Here is an 18523-nt window from a genome sequence, read left to right as displayed (position 1 = left end):
ATGGCCGATGTCCCTTCCCTCGCCCGAATCCGGGTCGGCTCGGCCCTCCAGGACATGTACCCGTGCGAGCCGGACAAGCCACTGCCCATCGCGGTGCGCACCCGCCTGCTCCTGCGGTCGTGCGGGGCGTGAACGGGCGAGCGCGCGGGTAGGAGCGCCGTGCGCCGTCGACGGGCGGCGTCGCGGCGCTCCCCTGTTGGTGGTTGCGGGGCCGTCGACAGGCGGTGGCGCGCGGCCGCTCCTATGCTGGTCGGTGCGGGGGCGTCCGGCCTCTGCCCCCATGGCGCGACGACTGGGCGGATCCGTCTTCATGTCTCCTCACGCGGGAGCGAGCCCATGACGCACGCGTGCACACGACTGCGCAGGGGGGCCGTCCTCGTCACGGCGGTGGGGATGCTGATGGGGCCGGCCGCGGCCGGGGCAGCCCTCGCCGTGCCGCTGCCCGCGGCGGGCGCCGCAACGTCCGCCGCAACCGCCGCCGATCCACCCTCCGGGAACGACGTCCGCGAACTCACCTCCACCGTCCAGCGGCAGTTGGATACGGCCGTGCAGCACGTCATGCGGGAGGCGAACATCCCCGGGGTGATCGTCGGGCTGTGGACGCCCGACAAGGGGGAGTACGTGAAGTGCTTCGGCGTCGCCGACAAGAGCAACGGCCGGAGGATGTCGACCGACCTGTACATGCGGATCGGCAGCGAGACCAAGACCTTCACCGTCACCGCGCTGCTGCAGCTGGTCGACCAGGGGCAGGCCGGGCTCGACGACACGATCGACAAGTACGTCGACGGCGTGCCCGACGGAGACAGGATCACGCTGCGCGAGCTGGCCGGGATGCGCAGCGGCCTGTTCAACTACTCCGAGGACGAGGACTTCTTCAAGGTGCTCACCTCCGATCCGCAAGGGCACTTCACCCCGCAGCAGCTGCTCGACTACGCGTTCAGGCACCCCGTGCTGTTCCCGCCGGGCGAGAAGTTCTCCTACAGCAACACCAACCTGATCCTGCTCGGCCTGGTCGTCGAGAAGCTGTCCGGGCAGAAGATCGAGGACTACATCCACGACCACGTCCTCCAGCCGGCCGGCATGGACCACAGTCTCTTCCCGACCGGTGCGGAGTTCCCCTCCCCGCACGCCCAGGGATACACGGACCAGACCGCGACCGGGAAGATCGAGGACACGGCCGACTGGAACCGTTCCTAGAGACTGAGTGGGAGTGAGTCCTGTTGCCAGGACTCGTGCTCAGCCGTGTGCCCCGAACGGTGTTGGGCACGCTGGTTGCCCGCTTTCGCTCCGCTGCCGGGCGGCACGGATCTCGTCCGTGGTCCGGGGATGCGGGGGCGGGGTTCCTCACGCCTGCGGGTTCCCGGTTCGGCCTGGGCGGTCCGATGCCCCTGTTCATCGCTCTGGTGAGCAGGGGGCGGTGCCGTCCGTCGCCGGATCGGGTGTCCGAGGGCGCGTCGCCCGATCGCGATGCTGGCCGCATCGTGCCGGGAAACCTGTCGGTTGCTGGTGGTGAGGGGCTTCTGCCAGTGCTGGGCGCCCCACCGGGAGGTGTAGGCGGGATCGACCGCGACGATGGTGATGCCCTGTTCGGCGGCCATCGCCACCAGCCGCGCCCGCAGCCTGGCGGTGGGGAAGCGGGAGATCAGGCGGCGGAAGCGTTTGTTGCGGCCGTGCTTCTCCCGGCACCGGCCGTCGGTGAAGTCCAGGTCCTCGACGGCGATGGCCACGGCGCCGGTGGCGTGGGTGTGGTGCAGCAGCCTGGTGAGGGCGTGGCGGATCTGCGCGTCGCGGTGCTGGGCGGAGCCGGTCAGGTCGTAGAAGAAGCGGCGGGGCTCGCCCACCGGGTTGCCGTGCTCATCCAGCCGCCAGGCGGCCAGGTGGTCGTCGTTCATGTCGACCGCGACCACTCCCCGGGCCAGAGCGGCCTGAAGCGGCAGGGCCGGGGTGGGGGTGCGCTGCCAGGAGGCGGTCACGTACCAGCGGCCCCGCAGGACGTCGTGGTGGATGCGGTAGGCGACCGCCCGATTGTTGCTGATCCGGTCCAGCCACTCCGCACCCCGGTGCGTGAACTGCACGGTCGCATCGAGCACGTACCGGCCGTGCGGGGCGTTGGCCAGGTGCGCCAGCGCGGCGGGGAGTCTGAGGGAGAGCTGTCCGGTGTCGGTGATGCGGATCGTCTCGTTGCCGAAGCGTTTGCCGGACTCCCCGTCCGCGGCCAGGAACATCCGTGCTGCCCGCCACCGCTCCCCCCAGGCGTCCCGGCTCAGCCCGGCCGCATCCAGGTGGTGGCGCGAGTGCGCGAGCTTCTTCCCGCCACGCACCACATGGACCCGGCCCGCCGCCCAGTTGGCCTCCACCCGGGCCAGCCGGGACCGGAGCGCGTGCAGGCGGCGGGACTTGGCATGCCACTCCGCCCGCGACCCGTACCCCCGCGCCAGCCCCGCCCGCTTGTCCGCCTTCGCGCCCAGCGGACGCGCCAGCCGGGCCTCGATCGACGTGATCTGCCCCCGCAGCCACGCCATCTCCGCCGCCTGCCCCCGCCGGGCCAGCGCCCACTGGTCGTGCGTGGCCTTGGTGATACTGCCCGCCCACCGCGCCGAACAGAGCCCGGTCAGCTCCCGCTTGCGCACCGCCCACGCGGCCGCAGCATGCTCCAGCCCCTGCCGGGACCGCACCGCGAGATCACCCGCGGCCAGCGAGCCGAGGAACACCCCCGTCTCGGCCAGCACCGCCGCATCCGACCCCGACACCCGCAACCGGGCCCGGATGGCCACCCCCGCCGGGCCGGGCACCACGAACGACGCTGCCACCTCCCGCAACCCGCCCACCCCCGTCACCCCCACCCACGCGCTGCGCCATCCCGTCACCCCGCTCAACGAGCCCCGCCCACAAAGGTCACGCATTCGACAGACAAACTCCCGTTCCCATCGACCGGAAACCCGCCCGAAAACTCGACTGCCGAAGCCGACGCTCACCCATGCTCGCCAAAGCGCACTCGTACACGGTCAAGGGGCAACAGTTCCGAACCCCTCCTGGGCCTGGTCCGCCGGCGCGATGATCTCCACCCTGGACGACCTGCGGATCTGGGCCCGCACGGTCGCCACGGGCATCCTGCCCGACGGCGACGCCCTCATCAGCCCCGTCACCCAGAAGCAGCGGCTGATCACGCCCCCGACGACGATCCCGGGCGCCGGCTACGGCCTGGGCATCTTCGACGTCCAGGGCTGGATCGGCCACAACGGCTCACTGCCGGGCTACGAGTCCCTCACCGTCTACCTGCCGTCGGCGCAGGCGACGCTGGTCGTGCTGCTGAACACCGACATCGACTACAAGGGCTCGGAGCCCAGCACCGTCCTCGGTGACGCGATCACGAAGATCGTCTCCCCGGACCATGTCTTCAACCTGCCGGCGGAACCCGCGGGCAGGTGAAGCGCGTTACATGAGGGAGGGACACCTCCGTGCACGGCCACCGAGGTGAACACCACAAGGGGGAGGACGCGTTGGCGCACACGGAGCACGACGAGAAGGCACCGGAGACCGCCGAGGCCCTGCGGCGGGCGAGGTTCGGCGCCCTGCCGGAGCGGATCCGCCCGCAGGACACGGTCGAAGAGCGGCCGGCCACCCTGCCGGACCCGGCGCGGGACAACTACGACCCGGACGAGTGGCTCGTCCGCTACTGCCTGTGAGGCGAGGCGGCGGCACCCGAGGGGCGGGACCTGCGGGTCCGCCCCTCGGGAAGCCGGCCGTCAGACCGACCGCACCTCGTCGATCCGCACCGGCCGGTGCTCGTGCAGCGACAGCGTGCACGCCTCCGCGATCCAGCCCGCCTCCAGGGCGTCCGCGACCGTGCACGGGGACGTCCGGGTGCCGGCGACGACCTCGGTGAACGCGGTGAGTTCGGCGCGGTAGGCGTCGGTGAAGCGGTCCATGAAGAAGTCGTGCGGCGTGCCGGCCGGGAAGGTCACGCCCGGTTCGACGGAGCGCAGCGGCAGCTTGTCGTCGAGACCGACGGCGATGGAGTCCTCGAAGCCGTGCAGCTCCATGCGGACGTCGTAACCGCGGGCGTTGTGGCGGCTGTTGGAGACGACCGCGATCGTGCCGTCGTCCAGGGTGAGGACCGCGCCGGTGGTGTCGGCGTCGCCCGCCTCCCTGATGAAGTCGGCACCACGGTTGCCGCCGACCGCGTACACCTCGCTCACCTCGCGGCCCGTCACCCAGCGGATGATGTCGAAGTCGTGCACGGAACAGTCACGGAAGATGCCTCCGGAGGCGGCGATGTACGCGGCCGGCGGCGGCGCCGGGTCCAGCGTGGTCGACCGGACCGTGTGCAGCTTGCCGAGCTCGCCGGCCCCGACGGCCGCGCGGGCGGCGACGAAGCCGGCGTCGAAGCGGCGGTTGAAGCCGATCTGGATCGGGACGGCACTGCCCTCGACCGCCTTCAGCACCTCGACCCCCTCCCGCATGGTGCGGGCGACGGGCTTCTCGCAGAAGACGGGGACGCCGGCCTCCACGGCGGCCACGATCAGGGCGGGGTGGGCGTCGGTCGCCGCCGCCACCACGATGCCGTCCACCCCGGCGGCGAGCACCGCCTCGGGCGAGTCCGCGACGTCGGCGCCGAACCGCTCGGCCGCCGTCTTGGCGGCCTGGGCGAACGGGTCGGCGACGACGAGCGACTCGACGGCGTCCAGTCCGGAGAGGGTCTCGGCGTGGAAGGCGCCGATGCGGCCGAGGCCGAGGATTCCGATGCGCATGAGGGTGGGTGCTCCTTGGGTGGGGACGATGCGGGCGGTGCGGGTCCTGCGAGGGGAGAGGGAGGGGAGAGCGAGGACGTCTGAGCAGCCTTGACGAAGTCCGGTGCGGTATCGCGCCCCGTAAAGGGCCGTGGGGCTGTGTCGATATGCGGCTGCGCCGCGTGGGCGCGGCCGGTCCCCACCAGCTCGCGGGTTCGGCATCGCGCTTCCGGCGGAGCGCTCAGTCGAGGCCGCCGAGGACGTTCTGGTCCCAGTCGATCACCGAACCGGTGACCACGCCGGACCGGTCGGACAGCAGCAGCACCACGAAGTCGGCGATCTCGTCCGGCCGGCCCAGCCTGCCCATCGGCAGCCGGGCCGCCGCCACTTCGCGCCAGTCGTCGCCCGCGCCGTGGAACGCGCGCTGCGTCGCGTCCTCGCCCTCGGTCGCGGTCCAGCCGATGTTCAGGCCGTTGATCCGGATCCGGTCCCAGCGGTGGGCGTGCGCGGCGTTGCGGGTGAGTCCGGCGAGCCCGGCCTTGGCGGCCACGTACGGCGCCAGGAACGGCTGTCCGCCGTGCGCCGAGGAGGTGATGATGTTGACGATCGTGCCGGGCTCCCCGCGCTCCACCATGTCCGCGACCGCCGCCTGCATCGCGAAGAACGGCCCCTTGAGGTTGATCGCGATGTGCGCGTCGAACAGCTCCGGCGTCGTGTCCAGCAAGGTGCCCCGGGAGGTGAGCCCCGCCGAGTTGACGAGGCAGTCGACGCGACCGTACGTGGCCACCACCTCGGCCACGGAGGCCTTCGCCTGCTCGGCGTCCGCGAGGTCGGCGCGTACGTACTGGGCCTTGCCGCCGGCCGCCGTCAGCTCGGCCACCAACGCCTCACCGGGCTTCGGGCGCCGCCCGGTGACGGCCACGACCGCCCCCTCACGGACCGCGGCGCGCGCGACCGCCGCGCCCACGCCCTGGCTGCCACCGTTGACCAGGACGACCTTGTCGTCAAGAAGTCCCATGTCGTCGTTCCTCAGCTCTCGCGTCGCTGTGCACCGGCCCGCAGCTGCGCGCGGAGCGTCTGCGGGGTCCACTCCTCGCGCACGGCCCGCCGTAGGACGTCCGCCTGCGAGGGCGGGGCGAGGCCGTCGACCGGCGGGTCGCTGTCGAGGTTGGTCGGGAAGGGGTAACCCTCGGCGCTCGCCGCGACCACGTTCTCCAGCCACTCCTGGCCCACGCCTTCGGCCCGGCGCTTCAGCAGCACCGGGAAGACGGCGTTCGCCACCGCCTCCCGGTCCACCGTCTCCATCGCGCGCCCGAACGCGGACGAGACCTGGAGCAGGTTGGCCATGCGCCGGACGTCCGCCGTGCGGTTGGTGCCGGCCGCGTGGAACAGCGCGGGGTTGAAGAAGGCGGCGTCGCCCTTCGCCAGCGGCAGCTGCACGTGGTGGGCCTCGAAGTACGCCTGGAATTCCGGGCGCCGCCACGCCAGGTAGCCCGGCTCGTACCGCTGCGAGTACGGCAGGTACATCGTCGGGCCGGACTCGACCGGCATGTCGCAGTGGGCGACCGCGCCCTGAAGGGTGAGCACGGGGGAGAGGCGGTGCACATGCGCGGGGTACGCGGCCGCGGCCTCGTCGGTGAGGAAGCCCAGGTGGTAGTCCCGGTGCACGGTCTGGGCGGCGCCGCCCGGGTTGACCACGTTGACCTGCGAGGTGACCTGGTAGCCGGGGCCGAGCCAGGCAGCCGAGACCAGCGCCAGGATGTCGTTGGCGTAGTAGTCGGCGAACACCTCCGCGTCGTACAGGGCCGCCTTCTCCAGCGCGTTCCACACCCGGTCGTTCGCGCCCGGCCGGGCGAAATGGTCGCCGCCGCCCGCGCCCGAGGCGCGCTGCTCGGCGATCAGGGCGTCGAACGCGGCCGTCGCCCGGTCGACGACCGCCGGGTCCGCGAAGGCACCCCGGAAGACGACGACGCCCGGACCCTCGTCGAGGGCGCGGACCAGCTCCGCCTGCACCTCCCGGGGTTCTTCGGCCTCGCGCAGCCGCTCACTGTCATAGAGAAGGACGTTCCGCTCCACGGCGGCGGCGTACGGGTAGGCGGCGAGGTCGGTGGTCCGCTCGACGAGCGCGCGGAAGGCGTCGAGGTCGCAGTCCTGCGCGGACAGCCAGGCACGGCCGGGTGCGGCGGCGGTGAGGGACATCGGCGTCCTTCTTTCGGTCACGGAGGCGACGCGGTCCTGTCATTCTTGTCAGTACAAACCCGTCGAACAACCAGCAGGCGGCCATCAAAAACCCCTCAAGGAGCCGAGGAGTCCTCCCCATGGGCCATCCCTTCCCGATCCGCGAGATCGCACGTCAGGCAGGTCTGAGCGAAGCCACCGTGGACCGGGTCCTGAACGGGCGGGGCGGGGTGCGCGAGAGCACCGCGAGGGAGGTGCGGCGGGCCATCGCCGACCTGGACCGGCAGCGCACCCAGGTCCGGCTCGTCGGCCGCACCTTCATGGTCGACATCGTGATGCAGGCGCCCGAGCGGTTCAGCACCGCCGTACGCGCCGCGCTGGAGGCCGAGTTGTCCGCCCTGCACCCGGCGGTGATCCGTTCCCGGTTCCACTTCCGCGAGACCGGCCCCGTACAGGAGCAGGTCGGGACCCTGGACCGGATCGCCCGGCGCGGCTCGCAGGGCGTGATCCTCAAGGCCCCGGACGTCCCCGAGGTCACCGCCGCCGTCGGCCGGCTGGAAGCCGCGGGCATCCCGGTGGTGACGCTGGTGACGGACCTGCCCGCGAGCGCACGCCTCGCGTACGTCGGCATCGACAACCGGGCGGCCGGCGCCACCGCCGCGTACCTCATGGGCCAGTGGCTGGGCGACCGCCCCGGCAATGTGCTCACCAGCCTCAGCAGCGGCTTCTTCCGCAACGAGGAGGAACGCGAGATGGGCTTCCGCGGCGCCATGCGCGCCCGGCACCCGCAGCGCACCCTGGTCGAGATCGCCGAGGGACAGGGACTGGACGCCACCCAGTACGACCTGGTGCGCGCCGCGCTGGAGCGCGACCCGGAGATACGCGCGGTCTACTCGATCGGCGGCGGCAACATCGCGACGCTGCGGGCCTTCGCCGACCTGGACCGCGACTGCGCGGTGTTCGTCGCCCACGACCTCGACCACGACAACACCCGGCTGCTGCGCGAGCACCGCCTGTCCGCCGTGCTCCACCACGACCTGCGTCAGGACCTGCGCGAGGCCTGCCACGTCCTCATGCGCGCCCATGGCGCCCTGCCGCCCGCCGGGCCGGTGCTGCCGTCGGCGATCCAGGTGGTCACCCCGTACAACATGCCCCCGTACAACACGTCCTCATACGACGCGACCCCGTACAACTCGCCTACGACGTCACGTTGACCCACGCGCCGCTCTGTGCCGACCGCGCCATCGCGTCCAGTACGGCGGCGCTGCGCACCGCGTCGGTGAGGGTGGCGCCGTACGGGGTGCCCTCGGCGACGGAGCGCAGGAAGCGGTACGCCTCGATCACCTTCAGGTCGTCGTAGCCCATCGCGTTCGCCGCGCCCGGCTGGAACGCGCCGAACTCGCCGTCGCCCGGACCGACGTACACCGTGCTGACGGGCTGGTCCTGGTACGTCGTACCGCGGCTGACGCCCAGCTCGTTCATCCGGCGGAAGTCCCAGAACACCGCGCCCCTGGTGCCGTGCACCTCGAAGCCGTAGTTGTTCTGCTCGCCGACCGAGATCCGGCAGGCCTCCAGGACACCGCGGGCGCCGGAGGCGAAGCGCAGCAGGCAGCTGACGTAGTCCTCGTTCTCGACCGGGCCCGACTCGCCGCCCGTGGCCCGTGAGTGGCCGGCCGTGGCGCCGAGCGGACGGGCCCGCTCCGGGACGAAGACGGCCGTGTCGGCGGTCAGGGACACGATGTCTCCCAGCAGGTACCGGGCCAGGTCCGCGCCGTGCGAGGCGAGGTCGCCCAGCACCCCGCTGCCGCCGCGCTCCCGCTCGTACCGCCAGGTCAGGGCGCCCTCGGGATGCGCCGCGTAGTCGCTGAACAGGCGGATGCGGACATGGGTGACGGCGCCGAGCTCGCCGGAGGCGATCAGCTCGCGGGCGGCCTCGACGGCGGGCGCGTTGCGGTAGTTGAAGCCGACCGCGCCCTGCACGCCGGCTTTCGCGACGGCGTCCGCCACCGCGTCGGCGTCCGCCACGGTCAGGCCCACCGGCTTCTCGATCCAGATGTGCTTGCCCGCCTCGGCCATCGCGACGCCGATCTCGCGGTGCAGGAAGTTCGGAGCGGTGATGCTGACCGCCTGCACGCGCGGGTCGGCGGCCACCTCGCGCCAGTCGCCGGTCGTGGCGGCGAACCCGAACTGGGCGGCGGCCTCCTCGGCCCGGCCCGGCACGTCCTCGGCGACCGTCACCAGTTCCGGATGCAGGGCCAGTTGCGGATAGTGGTGGCGCACGCGCGCGTACGCCTGGGTGTGTACCCGCCCCATCCAGCCGAACCCGACGACGGCGACTCCGAGCGTACGCATCACCATGACAGCCCCTCTTTGGATCGGTCCAAGCACTTGTCCAGGCCACTGTCGCCCGGCCCGACCTTCAGTGTGGGTCCGCCCTCGACCTCGATGGTCGCCGAGCCGCTGATCACGACGAACAGCTCGTCGGTCTCCGTGTCGGTCACCACGCCGGGCGTGATCTGCCAGACGCCACGGATCTGCCGGCCGTCCGCCGACTCCCGGACCACCTTCCCGGTCACCTCGGGTGTTCCGGAGACGATCTGCGCCGGATCGAGCGGCTCGGGTTCGAGCTCGACGTCGGGGATGCGGAGAACGAAGCTGTCGGTCATGGGGCGACCCTAGCGAGCGGTTCCCCCATCCGGCGGCCGACAGCGTGTGCGGTATCGGCCCAGGTGGGAGGACACTTCGTCGGGGCCGTGCGGACTGGCGCCGGCGTCGGGCACACGTGATCGTTGAGGGCATGGCTGACACCACGGCGGCCGTCCCCGGGCCGCACCGGCACGACACCCGCGAGGCCGTCCTCTTCGGCGGTGTCTACGGCGCCGTGCTGGCCTGCTCGATGGTCGCGGCGCTCACGCAGTACGGCCGCACCGACCGGGCCGGCCGCCGCTACGACGCCGCCTGGCTGCTGGTCACCGCGCTCGCCTCCGCCCTCGCGCACGGCTACGCCCACTACATCGCCGAGCGCCGTCCGCACCGCCGCTGGGACGTCCTGCGCAGCCTTGTCGACGAGTGGCCCCTGGTCGCCGCCGTACTGCCCACCGTGCTGCTGCTGGCCGGGGCGGGCTGGGGCTGGTGGCCGCCGAACGGCGTGGAGTATCCGGCGTTCGCCCTGAACATCGCGCTGCTGTTCACGCTGGGGGTGGTCACCTCGCGGTGGCTGCGGCGCTCCTGGATCCGATGCGTGGCGATCGGGCTGGTGGACGCGCTGCTCGGGGTGGTGGTCGTGGTGGCGAACGCGGTCATCAAGTAGGCCCCGTCCCGGCGCCGCGGCGCCGGGCGAACGTGGCCGTTCCTCACAGACACCATCAAGCGGCGCCGCCCCCGGGACCGTGGCGCCGTCGAAGCCTGCGGGCAATACGGCAAACAAAATTGTTGACAATCTTGTTTGGCTAGATTTAGGTTCGAGAGGCACTCACTCAGGGAGGGCACATGCCGACAGAAGCCCGTCCGAGCACCGGAGAGCAGGCCAAACAGCATGCGTTGACGCAGCTGCGGCAAGCGATCCTGCACGGCGACATGGCACCGGCGCAGCGGTTGGTGGAGAACGAGCTCGCCGAACAGTTCGGTGTGACACGGGCCAGCATCCGGGCGGCACTCATCGACCTGGAGTCCCAGGGACTGGTCGAACGGATCCGCAACCGCGGCTCGCGGGTTCGGGTGGTGACCGTGGACGAAGCGGTCGCCATCACCGAATGCCGCATGGTCCTCGAAGGGCTGTGCGCGGCGAAGGCGGCCGTCGCGGCCAGCGACGAGCAGCTGAGCGAACTGACGGACCTCGGTACGGCCATGACCAAGGCCGTGGCCGACGGCGAGCCGGTGACCTACTCCGATCTCAACCACGAGCTGCACGTCCGGATCCGGGAGTTCTCCGACCAGCGGACCGCCCAGGAGCTGCTGGAACGGCTGAACGCCCAACTGGTGCGCCATCGCTTCCAGCTGGCGCTCAGGCCCGGTCGCCCGCAGCAATCCCTGAACGAGCACCTGGCCATGATCGAAGCGATCCGGGCCAGGGACCCGCAGGCGGCCGAGGCGGCCGTCCGCGCCCACCTCGCCAGCGTGATCGAGGCGCTGCGCGACTGACGCGCATCCGACCGGCACCACGCGGGGCGGGCGCGCACCTGGCCTGAAGAAGGAGATTGCAGCAATGACGCATGGCAACGCGCCCGCCACCCCACGCTCGACACTCGTCATCACCGCACACGCCGGGGACTTCGTGTGGCGCGCGGGCGGAGCCATCGCCCTGGCCGCGTCCCGGGGGGAGAAGGTCACCATCGCGTGTCTGACCTTCGGTGAGCGCGGGGAGTCCGCCAAGGCGTGGCGCGAAGGCAAGAAGCTCGAGGAGATCAAGGCGATACGCCGGGACGAAGCCGAGCGCGCCGCCGCCACCCTCGGTGCCGAGGTCCGCTTCTTCGACGCCGGCGACTACCCGCTGACCGCCACCGCCGAGCTGACCGACACGCTCGTCGAGGTCTACCGCGACACCCAGCCGGACGTCGTCCTCACCCACCCCACCGACGACCCGTACAACGGCGACCACCCGGCCGCCAACCGCATGGCCCTGGAGGCCCGCGTCCTCGCCCAGGCCATCGGCTACCCCGGCCCGGGCGAGATCATCGGCGCCCCGCCGGTCTTCTTCTTCGAGCCGCACCAGCCCGAGATGAGCGGCTTCAAGCCCGAGGTGCTGCTCGACATCACCGAGGTGTGGGAGACCAAGCGCAAGGCCATGGAGTGCCTCGGCGCCCAGCAGCACCTGTGGGACTACTACACCGACCTCGCCGTCCGCCGCGGCGTCCAGCTCAAGCGCAACGCGGGCCCCAACCTGGGCCTGGCGCACAGGACCATGGCCGAGGCGTACATGCGTCCGTACCCGCAGATCGCGAAGGAGCTGGCATGAGCGGCGTGATCGTCACCAACCCGCCGAAGGCGGACGCCAAGGACGTGGACGCGCTGGCCGGCTTCGGTGTGGCCACCGTCAGCGAGGCGATGGGCCGCACCGGCCTGCTCGGCCCGGAGATCCGTCCCGTCCAGCAGGGCGTACGGGTCGCCGGCACCGCGGTGACCGTGCTCAGCTGGCCCGGCGACAACCTCATGATCCACGCTGCCGTCGAGCAGTGCGGCGAGGGCGACATCCTGGTCGTCACCACCACCTCCCCGTCCACCGACGGCATGTTCGGCGAGCTGTTCGCCACCGCGCTCCAGCAGCGCGGGGTGCGCGGCGTGGTCACCAACGCGGGCATCCGGGACACGCAGGAACTGCGCGACATGGGCTTCGCGGCCTGGGCCCGGGCCGTCTCCTCGCAGGGCACCGTGAAGGCCACGGGCGGCTCGGTCAACGTGCCGATCGCCATCGACGGCCAGGTGGTCCGCCCCGGTGACGTGATCCTCGCCGACGACGACGGCGTGGTGGTCGTCCCCCGCGAGCGCGCCCGCGCCACGGTCGAGGCGTCCGAGGCCCGCGAGGCCAAGGAGGCCAAGACCCGCGCCGCCTTCATCGACGGCCAGTTGGGCCTGGACCGCTACGGTCTGCGCGACACGCTGAAGCGCCTCGGCGTCGAGTACAGGACCTACGAGGAGTACGCCGGCGAGGGGGCGGGATCGTGACCCGCGTGCCCGAGGAGGTGCCCTGCCTGCTGATGCGCGGCGGCACCTCCAGGGGCGCCTACTTCCTCGCCGGGGACCTGCCCGCCGAGCCGGGCGCCCGTGACGACCTGCTGCTGCGCGTCATGGGCAGCCCGGACGAACGGCAGATCGACGGCCTGGGCGGGGCGCACCCGCTCACCAGCAAGGTGGCCGTGGTCTCACCCTCGTCCGACCCGCGGGCCGATGTCGACTACCTCTTCCTGCAAGTCGCCGTCGACCGCCCCGAGGTGAGTGACCGTCAGAACTGCGGGAACATCCTCGCCGGCGTCGGACCGTTCGCCGTGGAGCGTGGGCTCGTCCCGGCGGGGGAGGAGCGCACCTCCGTACGCATCCGGATGGTCAACACCGGCGACCTCGCCACGGCGACCTTCCCGACACCGGGCGGCCGGGTCGACTACACGGGCGACGCCGAGATCTCGGGCGTGCCCGGCACGGCCGCCCCCGTGGTGATCGAGTTCCCGCCGGGCGCGGGTCCGCTGCTGCCCACCGGCAACGTCCGTGACGTGATCGACGGCGTCCCGGTGACGTGCGTGGACAACGGCATGCCGACCGTGCTGATCGCCGCCTCCTCCCTCGAGGTCACCGGCTACGAGACGCCCAAGGACCTGGAGGAGGACCTCACCCTCGCCGACCGGCTCCGGGAGATCCGGCTGACGGCGGGCCGGCTGATGGGTCTGGGCGACGTCTCGGACACCACCGTGCCCAAGCTCACGCTGCTCGCCGCGCCACGGGACGGCGGCGCAGCCACCACCCGGACCTTCATTCCTGTGCGCTGCCACCCCTCCATCGGGGTGCTCGGCGCAGCCAGCGTCGCCGCAGGCCTGCGAATCGGAGGAAGCGTGGGCGCCGAGCTCGCCAGGCTCCCCGTTCAGGGTGACCGAATGCGCATAGAACATCCCACGGGGTTCCTGGACATCGAAAGTAGCCTCGGCACGGGAACCGACGGGCTGCCTTCCGCCCGCCGTACGGCCGTCGTCCGTACAGCCCGCAAGATCTTCGACGGCACCGTGTTCCCCAGGTCCGCCGAGACGGCACCAACACCCGCACGACCCCAAGGAGGTCAGCGATGACTCCGCCGCTCGGCGACATCGCCCACATCGGCCACGCCCAGCTGTTCACCCCGGACCTGGACGCCAGCGTCGCCTTCTTCACCGACTACCTGGGGCTCACCGTCTGCGCGCAGGAGGGCGACACCGTCTACCTGCGGACCTTCGACGACTACGAGCACCACAGCCTGGTGCTCACCGCCCGCGAACAGCCCGGCCTCGGCCGCCTCGCCCTGCGCACCTCCAGCGAGGAGGCCCTCCAGCGCCGTATCGAGGCGAACGAGGAGGCGGGCGGCACCGGTCACTGGGCCGAGGACGAGCCGGGGCTCGGCAAGCTCTACGTCACCACCGACCCGGACGGCCACGAGCACGCCCTGTACTGGGAGAGCGAGTACTACCAGGCCCCCGACGAGCTGAAACCGGCGCTGAAGAACCAGCCGCAGGCCAAGCCCAACCGGGGCGTCGGTGTGCGGCGCCTGGACCACATCAACTTCCTGGCCGCCGACGTGCTCGCCAACGCCGAGTTCCAGCAGAACGTGCTGGGCGCACGGCCCACGGAACAGATCCGGCTCGACAGCGGGAAGATCGCGGCGCGCTGGCTGACCTTCACCGACAAGTCGTACGACGTCGTCTACACCTCGGACTGGACCGGATCCGCCGGCCGGTTGCACCACATCGCCTTCGCGACCGACACCCGCGAGGACATCCTGCGCGCGGCCGATCTCGCCATCGACAGCGGTGTGTTCATCGAGACCGGTCCGCACAAGCACGCCATCCAGCAGACGTTCTTCCTGTACGTCTACGAGCCTGGCGGCAACCGTATCGAGCTGTGCAACCCGCTCACGCGTCTGGTGCTGGCCCCCGACTGGCCGCTGATCACCTGGACCGAGGCCGAGCGGGCCAAGGGGCAGGCCTGGGGCCTGCAGACCATCCAGTCCTTCCACACGCACGGCACACCGCCCGTCGCGTAGTCGCGGCTTCTTACGGGTCTTACGGGTCACGGGTCTTACCAGGGGGTGGGCGGCGCACCGACGTGCGCACCTACCCCCTTGTCGTACCCGGGGCAGAGCGGTCCGTCAGATCGTCGATGAGATTGTTGACAAAAACGTTGACACTCTGGGGACGGATCCTTAGCGTCTTGCCCACACCGGGTCACCGCACGAGCCGCGAAGACCCTCCTCATTGAGTCCCCTCCAGGGAACGCCTCCTGGACGAGAGGAAAACAAAGATGTCCTCCTCCCCCGCGCTGTCCGCTCGCGGCAGCAGACTGGCCTTCCTGGTCGTCGGTCTGTGCTGGCTGGCCGTCCTCTTCGACGGTCTCGACATGTTCATCTACGGCTCGGTGCTGCCGCACCTGCTGGCGACGAAGACCTTCGGCCTCACCCCGGACCAGGCCGGTGACCTCGGCAGCTACGCCACCTTCGGCATGCTCGTCGGCGCCCTGACCGCGGGCACCGTCGCCGACCGGATCGGCCGCAAGAAGCTGATGGTCTCGTGCGTGACCCTCTTCTCGCTGGCCTCCGCCCTGTGCGCGATGGCGGACAGTCTCACGGTCTTCGGCCTCGGCCGGACCCTGGCGGGCGTCGGCCTCGGCGGTCTGCTGCCCACCGCGATCAGCATGGTCTCCGACTACGCCCCGCGCGGCCGCGGCGCCATCGTCATCGGCCTGCTGATGACCGCCCACCACGCGGGCGGCATCCTCTCCGCCTACGTGGCCAAGTGGCTCGTGGAGCCGGTCGGCTGGCGCGCGGCGTTCTGGGTCTGCGTGATCCCGCTGCTCTTCGCCCCGGTGCTCGTCAAGCTCCTGCCCGAGTCGCTGAGCTTCCTCGTCGCCAAGGGCCGTACCGAGGAGGCCCGCGAGCTGGCCACCCGCTACGAGGTCGAGCTGCCCGCCACCAAGTCGTCGGGCAAGCAGGGCGCGGCCGACCGCTGGAACGCGCTGGTGAACCTCTTCCGCGGGGGCGAGTGGACGCAGACCCTCCTGTACTGGCTGGCCTCCTTCGGCGGCCTCCTGCTGGTCTACGGCGTCGCCACCTGGCTGCCCACCCTCATGCGCGCCGAGGGCTACGAGCTCGGCTCGGCCCTGTCCTTCGTGGTCGTCTTCAACCTCGGCGGCATCGTGGGCATGCTGGTCGCCGGCCGGGCCGCCGACCGCTTCGGCGCTCCGCGCATCTCGGCGATCTGGTTCGCCCTGACCGCCGCCGGCGTCTTCCTGCTCAGCGTCCACATGCCGATGAGCGTGACCATGGTGGTCGTCTTCCTCACCGGCGTCTTCCTCAACAGCGCCCAGACGATGATCTACGCGACGGTCTCGATCCGCTCCACCCCGGACGACCGTGCCACGGCTGTCGGCTGGACCTCCGGCATGGGCCGCTTCGGTGCCGTCTTCGGCCCGTGGCTCGGCGGCCAGCTGCTCGCCGCGAACAACGGCGACTGGGGCTTCACGGCCTTCGCGCTCGCCGGACTCTCCTCGATGGTCTTCATCGGCATCGCCGCCCTGCGTTCGGCCAGGCAGCCGGAGCGCAGCGGCACCCAGCAGGAACTGTCCACCACCGGCTGACCGTCCGCCGCCTCCACTGTGGCGCCGCGCCCGCTACCCGGGGCGCGGCGCCCTTTGCCGCGCCGAGCGCCCGGGGCGCGGGCCGGGCTCACGTCCACGGCGCGGAGCGGGGCCGCCCGCCCGGGTCGCCGTGGCCGGACCGGTTCTGGGAGGACGGGCCGGGAGTCCTGGTGCCCCGCCGCGTTTCATCCCTGCTCCGGCGGCTCGACGTCGAGCCCCGTGCAGGCCAGCTCCTCGTCCACCTCCGCGCACGCCTCCACGCCCCGGGGTGACGGCACGGAGACCATCGGGCTGGTGTAGCCGACGGTGTCCTCGGCCGGATAGGCCGCGGAGAGCACGTCCTGGCCCGCGCGGACGGAGACCTCCCGGGCGCGCGGGGAGCGCACCCGCACCTCCGACCAGGCGGTGCCGCAGGCCGGTGAGTAGCGCAGCCGGACGTCGTAGGTGCTGCCGGTGACGCTGCTCCTGGTCCGCGCGTCCCGCGCACAGGCCGACGCGTCGGGCAACTCACCCTGGCAGGACCGCCCGTGACAGCGGGGCGCCGCCGTGGCCACCTGTGTACCGGACGAACCGTGCCGGCCGGAGAAGGTGAGGCCGGCCGTGACCGCGGCGGCCAGTCCCAGCAGGGCCAGCGCCGACAGGGGCAACGGCCGCCACCGGGGGCGGGCCCGGCCGGTCTCCGTGGGCGGGCTCGCGGCGGGGGGCTCGTCGGCGGCCTCCCACAGGGCCAGTACGGGGCCGGCGTCGACGCCCGCGAGGCGGGTGAGCGCCTCCACGGCCGAGCGCGGCGGACGCTTGCCGCCGGTCAGATAGCGGTGCCAGGCGGACTTGCTGTACGGCGTGCGGGCGGCCAGCGCGGCCAGGCTCAGCCCCGTACGGTCCTTCAGTTCCCGCAGTCTCACCACCAGCGGCTCGTCCGGCGTGGTCGACCCTTGCGGGTGCCGCATGGCGCCTCCCTCGACTTCATATCATCCGCTATGGGCGTTTCGCCCACTGTTGTCGGGATGGCTTCCCAGAGAGACGGTGCCCGCAACGTCCGGCACGGTATGAGGAAGGTGAGGCGGAGTGGCATGCCGAAGGCCTGTTCGGGACGGTGCGCTTCCCGAACAGGCCTCGGCGGTCAGGCCGTACGGCGGCCCGGAGCCGTCAGCACCACGGCACGGCGGCGCCGACCCGTACGTAGCGGGCGGCCACGTACCCCTTGTGGTGGGCGAGCCGGTACCAGACGTGGTTGCCGAACACCCCGGAGCCGTACCTCTTGCAGGCCACGGAGACCAGCCGGTGGTTGTGCCGGTGACCGAGCACCCGGTAGCCCGTGCCCGGACCGGAGCGGACGTTCAGTGCCAGGCGGTGCGTGGCCACCCTTCCCGCCATGTGGTGCCGGGCGCAGTGGACGCGGTGGACGGTGTGGTGCCGCGCCGGTGCGTGCCGGGCGGGGGTGGAGAGCAGCGAGGGGAGGGCGTGCTGCGTGGTGGCGGCGAGCGCCGGGTGCGCGGTGGTCGCGCCCATCGGGGCGGCACCGGCCGCCGCGGGCAGGAACGCGAGCACCGCGACCGCGGCCAGCAGGCCGCTCTGCACGGTCCGTCGGAACATGGAAACCTCCGGCTGTCGTTCTCGTGACCACGATGCGTGACCACGACAGCCAGCGTGTCCGTGACGGGCCGTCAGGATGCCGTCCCCGCTTCCCGCGGGACACGGGGACGTCCCCCGGGACGCGACGCTCAGCCCATCTGGTCCTGGGCCGAGAGGTGTTCCACCGTCTTGCCCGTCTCCGTGAACGTCCGGGTGACGTGTCCCGACGAGTACACCCACAGGATCCTGAGCGGCGTCTCACCGATGTTGCGGAACAGATGGGGGACGGGCGACGGGATGTAGGTGGTGTCGAACTGCTCGAGCTTGGTCACCTCGCCGTCGACCCACACCTCCGCGTCGCCTTCGAGGATCGTCACGTGCTCGTCGCAGTTGTGCGAGTGCAGCGGCGCGCCGGAGCCCACCGGATACACGCTCATCCCGCTGGTGATGCGGTTCTCCCCGCTCGCCGACGGCGTCGTGATCAGCGGCGTCGTCACGACCGAACCGCCCCTGTCCAGCAGCGGCACGGACGCGACCTTGATGATGGTGGTCATCCGGGGTTCCTCTCCACTTCGACGTGATGCGACGAACGACGTTAGGTCGCTCAGGCGTGAACGGGTGCCCTCTGGCGTGCAGGTTTACCTTGCACTCCGAGAAGGGTGAGCAACGCGAACCCGGCTGTACCGTCACCTGTCACCGCACGGCTCTCGACCCGTGAGTGAAACGCGCCGGAAAGA

Annotated in this window: 20 protein-coding genes and 1 pseudogene; 12 read left to right on the top strand and 9 right to left on the bottom strand. The window is 71.6% G+C overall.

Features of this window, described 5'->3' with window-relative positions:
• A complete protein-coding gene (locus ACFY16_RS16365; RefSeq protein ID WP_390648202.1) occupies window positions 1–132 on the top strand; it encodes a hypothetical protein in 132 nt (43 codons plus the stop codon).
• 204 nt (window positions 133–336) lie between these two features.
• A pseudogene (locus tag ACFY16_RS16360) lies at window positions 337–1194 on the top strand (serine hydrolase domain-containing protein); the annotation flags it as partial.
• On the opposite strand, the gene ACFY16_RS16355 reads toward ACFY16_RS16360, so the two are convergent.
• Window positions 1194–2810: an IS200/IS605 family accessory protein TnpB-related protein gene (locus tag ACFY16_RS16355; protein ID WP_390647790.1), complete on the bottom strand. Its 1617-nt coding sequence runs from the start codon at window positions 2808–2810 to the stop codon at window positions 1194–1196. The pseudogene ACFY16_RS16360 and the gene ACFY16_RS16355 sit on opposite strands and share 1 nt — an antisense overlap.
• On the opposite strand from ACFY16_RS16355, the gene ACFY16_RS16350 reads away from it, so the two are divergent.
• Complete coding sequence (locus tag ACFY16_RS16350; RefSeq protein ID WP_390647789.1) at window positions 2767–3429, top strand: serine hydrolase; 663 nt, start codon at window positions 2767–2769, stop codon at window positions 3427–3429. The two genes, ACFY16_RS16355 and ACFY16_RS16350, sit on opposite strands and share 44 nt — an antisense overlap.
• Window positions 3430–3500: 71 nt before the next feature.
• Entirely contained in the window at window positions 3501–3686 is a 186-nt protein-coding gene (locus ACFY16_RS16345) for a hypothetical protein (protein WP_390648183.1), read from the top strand.
• Window positions 3687–3746: 60 nt separating this feature from the next.
• Here the strand turns inward: ACFY16_RS16345 and ACFY16_RS16340 are convergent, their stop codons facing one another.
• From ACFY16_RS16340 to ACFY16_RS16330, 3 genes are all read right to left on the bottom strand, one after another.
• On the bottom strand, window positions 3747–4751 hold the full coding sequence (locus ACFY16_RS16340; RefSeq protein ID WP_390647788.1) for a Gfo/Idh/MocA family oxidoreductase: 1005 nt from the start codon (window positions 4749–4751) through the stop codon (window positions 3747–3749).
• 220 nt (window positions 4752–4971) lie between these two features.
• Window positions 4972–5748, bottom strand: a complete 777-nt coding sequence (locus ACFY16_RS16335; protein ID WP_390647787.1) for an SDR family oxidoreductase — start codon at window positions 5746–5748, stop codon at window positions 4972–4974.
• An 11-nt stretch (window positions 5749–5759) separates the two neighbouring features.
• Window positions 5760–6929: a phytanoyl-CoA dioxygenase family protein gene (locus ACFY16_RS16330; RefSeq protein WP_390647786.1), complete on the bottom strand. Its 1170-nt coding sequence runs from the start codon at window positions 6927–6929 to the stop codon at window positions 5760–5762.
• 119 nt (window positions 6930–7048) lie between these two features.
• Between ACFY16_RS16330 and ACFY16_RS16325 the strand changes: the two genes are divergently transcribed.
• On the top strand, window positions 7049–8122 hold the full coding sequence (locus tag ACFY16_RS16325) for a LacI family DNA-binding transcriptional regulator (protein WP_390647785.1): 1074 nt from the start codon (window positions 7049–7051) through the stop codon (window positions 8120–8122).
• Here the strand turns inward: ACFY16_RS16325 and ACFY16_RS16320 are convergent.
• Together ACFY16_RS16320 and ACFY16_RS16315 are read right to left on the bottom strand one after the other, a co-directional pair.
• Window positions 8106–9263 carry a Gfo/Idh/MocA family protein gene (locus ACFY16_RS16320; protein ID WP_390648182.1) on the bottom strand — a complete coding sequence of 386 codons (1158 nt, stop codon included), beginning with the start codon at window positions 9261–9263 and terminating at the stop codon, window positions 8106–8108. The genes ACFY16_RS16325 and ACFY16_RS16320 overlap by 17 nt on opposite strands.
• Window positions 9260–9574 (bottom strand): cupin domain-containing protein, encoded by a 315-nt coding sequence (locus tag ACFY16_RS16315; protein ID WP_390647784.1) that lies wholly within the window; start codon window positions 9572–9574, stop codon window positions 9260–9262. Before ACFY16_RS16315 ends, ACFY16_RS16320 begins: the two co-directional genes overlap by 4 nt.
• A 131-nt stretch (window positions 9575–9705) precedes the next feature.
• Here ACFY16_RS16315 and ACFY16_RS16310 point away from each other — a divergent pair, with 131 nt between their 5' ends.
• From ACFY16_RS16310 to ACFY16_RS16280, 7 genes are all read left to right on the top strand, one after another.
• Complete coding sequence (locus ACFY16_RS16310) at window positions 9706–10218, top strand: hypothetical protein (RefSeq protein ID WP_390647783.1); 513 nt, start codon at window positions 9706–9708, stop codon at window positions 10216–10218.
• Between the two features lie 179 nt (window positions 10219–10397).
• Entirely contained in the window at window positions 10398–11048 is a 651-nt protein-coding gene (locus ACFY16_RS16305) for a GntR family transcriptional regulator (protein WP_390647782.1), read from the top strand.
• A gap of 64 nt (window positions 11049–11112) precedes the next feature.
• Window positions 11113–11862, top strand: coding sequence for a PIG-L deacetylase family protein (locus tag ACFY16_RS16300; protein WP_390647781.1), 750 nt, complete (start codon window positions 11113–11115; stop codon window positions 11860–11862).
• On the top strand, window positions 11859–12569 hold the full coding sequence (locus ACFY16_RS16295) for a 4-carboxy-4-hydroxy-2-oxoadipate aldolase/oxaloacetate decarboxylase (protein ID WP_390647780.1): 711 nt from the start codon (window positions 11859–11861) through the stop codon (window positions 12567–12569). The genes ACFY16_RS16300 and ACFY16_RS16295 overlap by 4 nt, the downstream gene beginning before the upstream one ends.
• Window positions 12566–13678, top strand: a complete 1113-nt coding sequence (locus ACFY16_RS16290; RefSeq protein WP_390647779.1) for a 4-oxalomesaconate tautomerase — start codon at window positions 12566–12568, stop codon at window positions 13676–13678. The genes ACFY16_RS16295 and ACFY16_RS16290 overlap by 4 nt, the downstream gene beginning before the upstream one ends.
• A complete protein-coding gene (locus tag ACFY16_RS16285) occupies window positions 13675–14625 on the top strand; it encodes a VOC family protein (protein ID WP_390647778.1) in 951 nt (316 codons plus the stop codon). Before ACFY16_RS16290 ends, ACFY16_RS16285 begins: the two co-directional genes overlap by 4 nt.
• A 257-nt stretch (window positions 14626–14882) precedes the next feature.
• Window positions 14883–16214 carry an MFS transporter gene (locus tag ACFY16_RS16280; RefSeq protein WP_390647777.1) on the top strand — a complete coding sequence of 444 codons (1332 nt, stop codon included), beginning with the start codon at window positions 14883–14885 and terminating at the stop codon, window positions 16212–16214.
• A 185-nt stretch (window positions 16215–16399) separates the two neighbouring features.
• On the opposite strand, the gene ACFY16_RS16275 is transcribed toward ACFY16_RS16280, so the two are convergent.
• The 3 genes from ACFY16_RS16275 to ACFY16_RS16265 form a co-directional block, all read right to left on the bottom strand.
• Window positions 16400–17161, bottom strand: coding sequence for a DUF2690 domain-containing protein (locus tag ACFY16_RS16275; protein ID WP_390647776.1), 762 nt, complete (start codon window positions 17159–17161; stop codon window positions 16400–16402).
• A 199-nt stretch (window positions 17162–17360) separates the two neighbouring features.
• Window positions 17361–17807, bottom strand: a complete 447-nt coding sequence (locus tag ACFY16_RS16270) for an SH3 domain-containing protein (RefSeq protein ID WP_390647775.1) — start codon at window positions 17805–17807, stop codon at window positions 17361–17363.
• Between the two features lie 128 nt (window positions 17808–17935).
• Window positions 17936–18340 (bottom strand): cupin domain-containing protein, encoded by a 405-nt coding sequence (locus ACFY16_RS16265; protein WP_390647774.1) that lies wholly within the window; start codon window positions 18338–18340, stop codon window positions 17936–17938.
• Window positions 18341–18523: the final 183 nt, after the last annotated feature.

This window comes from Streptomyces sp. NPDC001315 (assembly GCF_042896175.1).
Taxonomy (GTDB): domain Bacteria; phylum Actinomycetota; class Actinomycetes; order Streptomycetales; family Streptomycetaceae; genus Streptomyces.
Note: the sequence above shows the minus strand (reverse complement) of the source record. Positions and strands in the feature narration are given on the sequence as shown.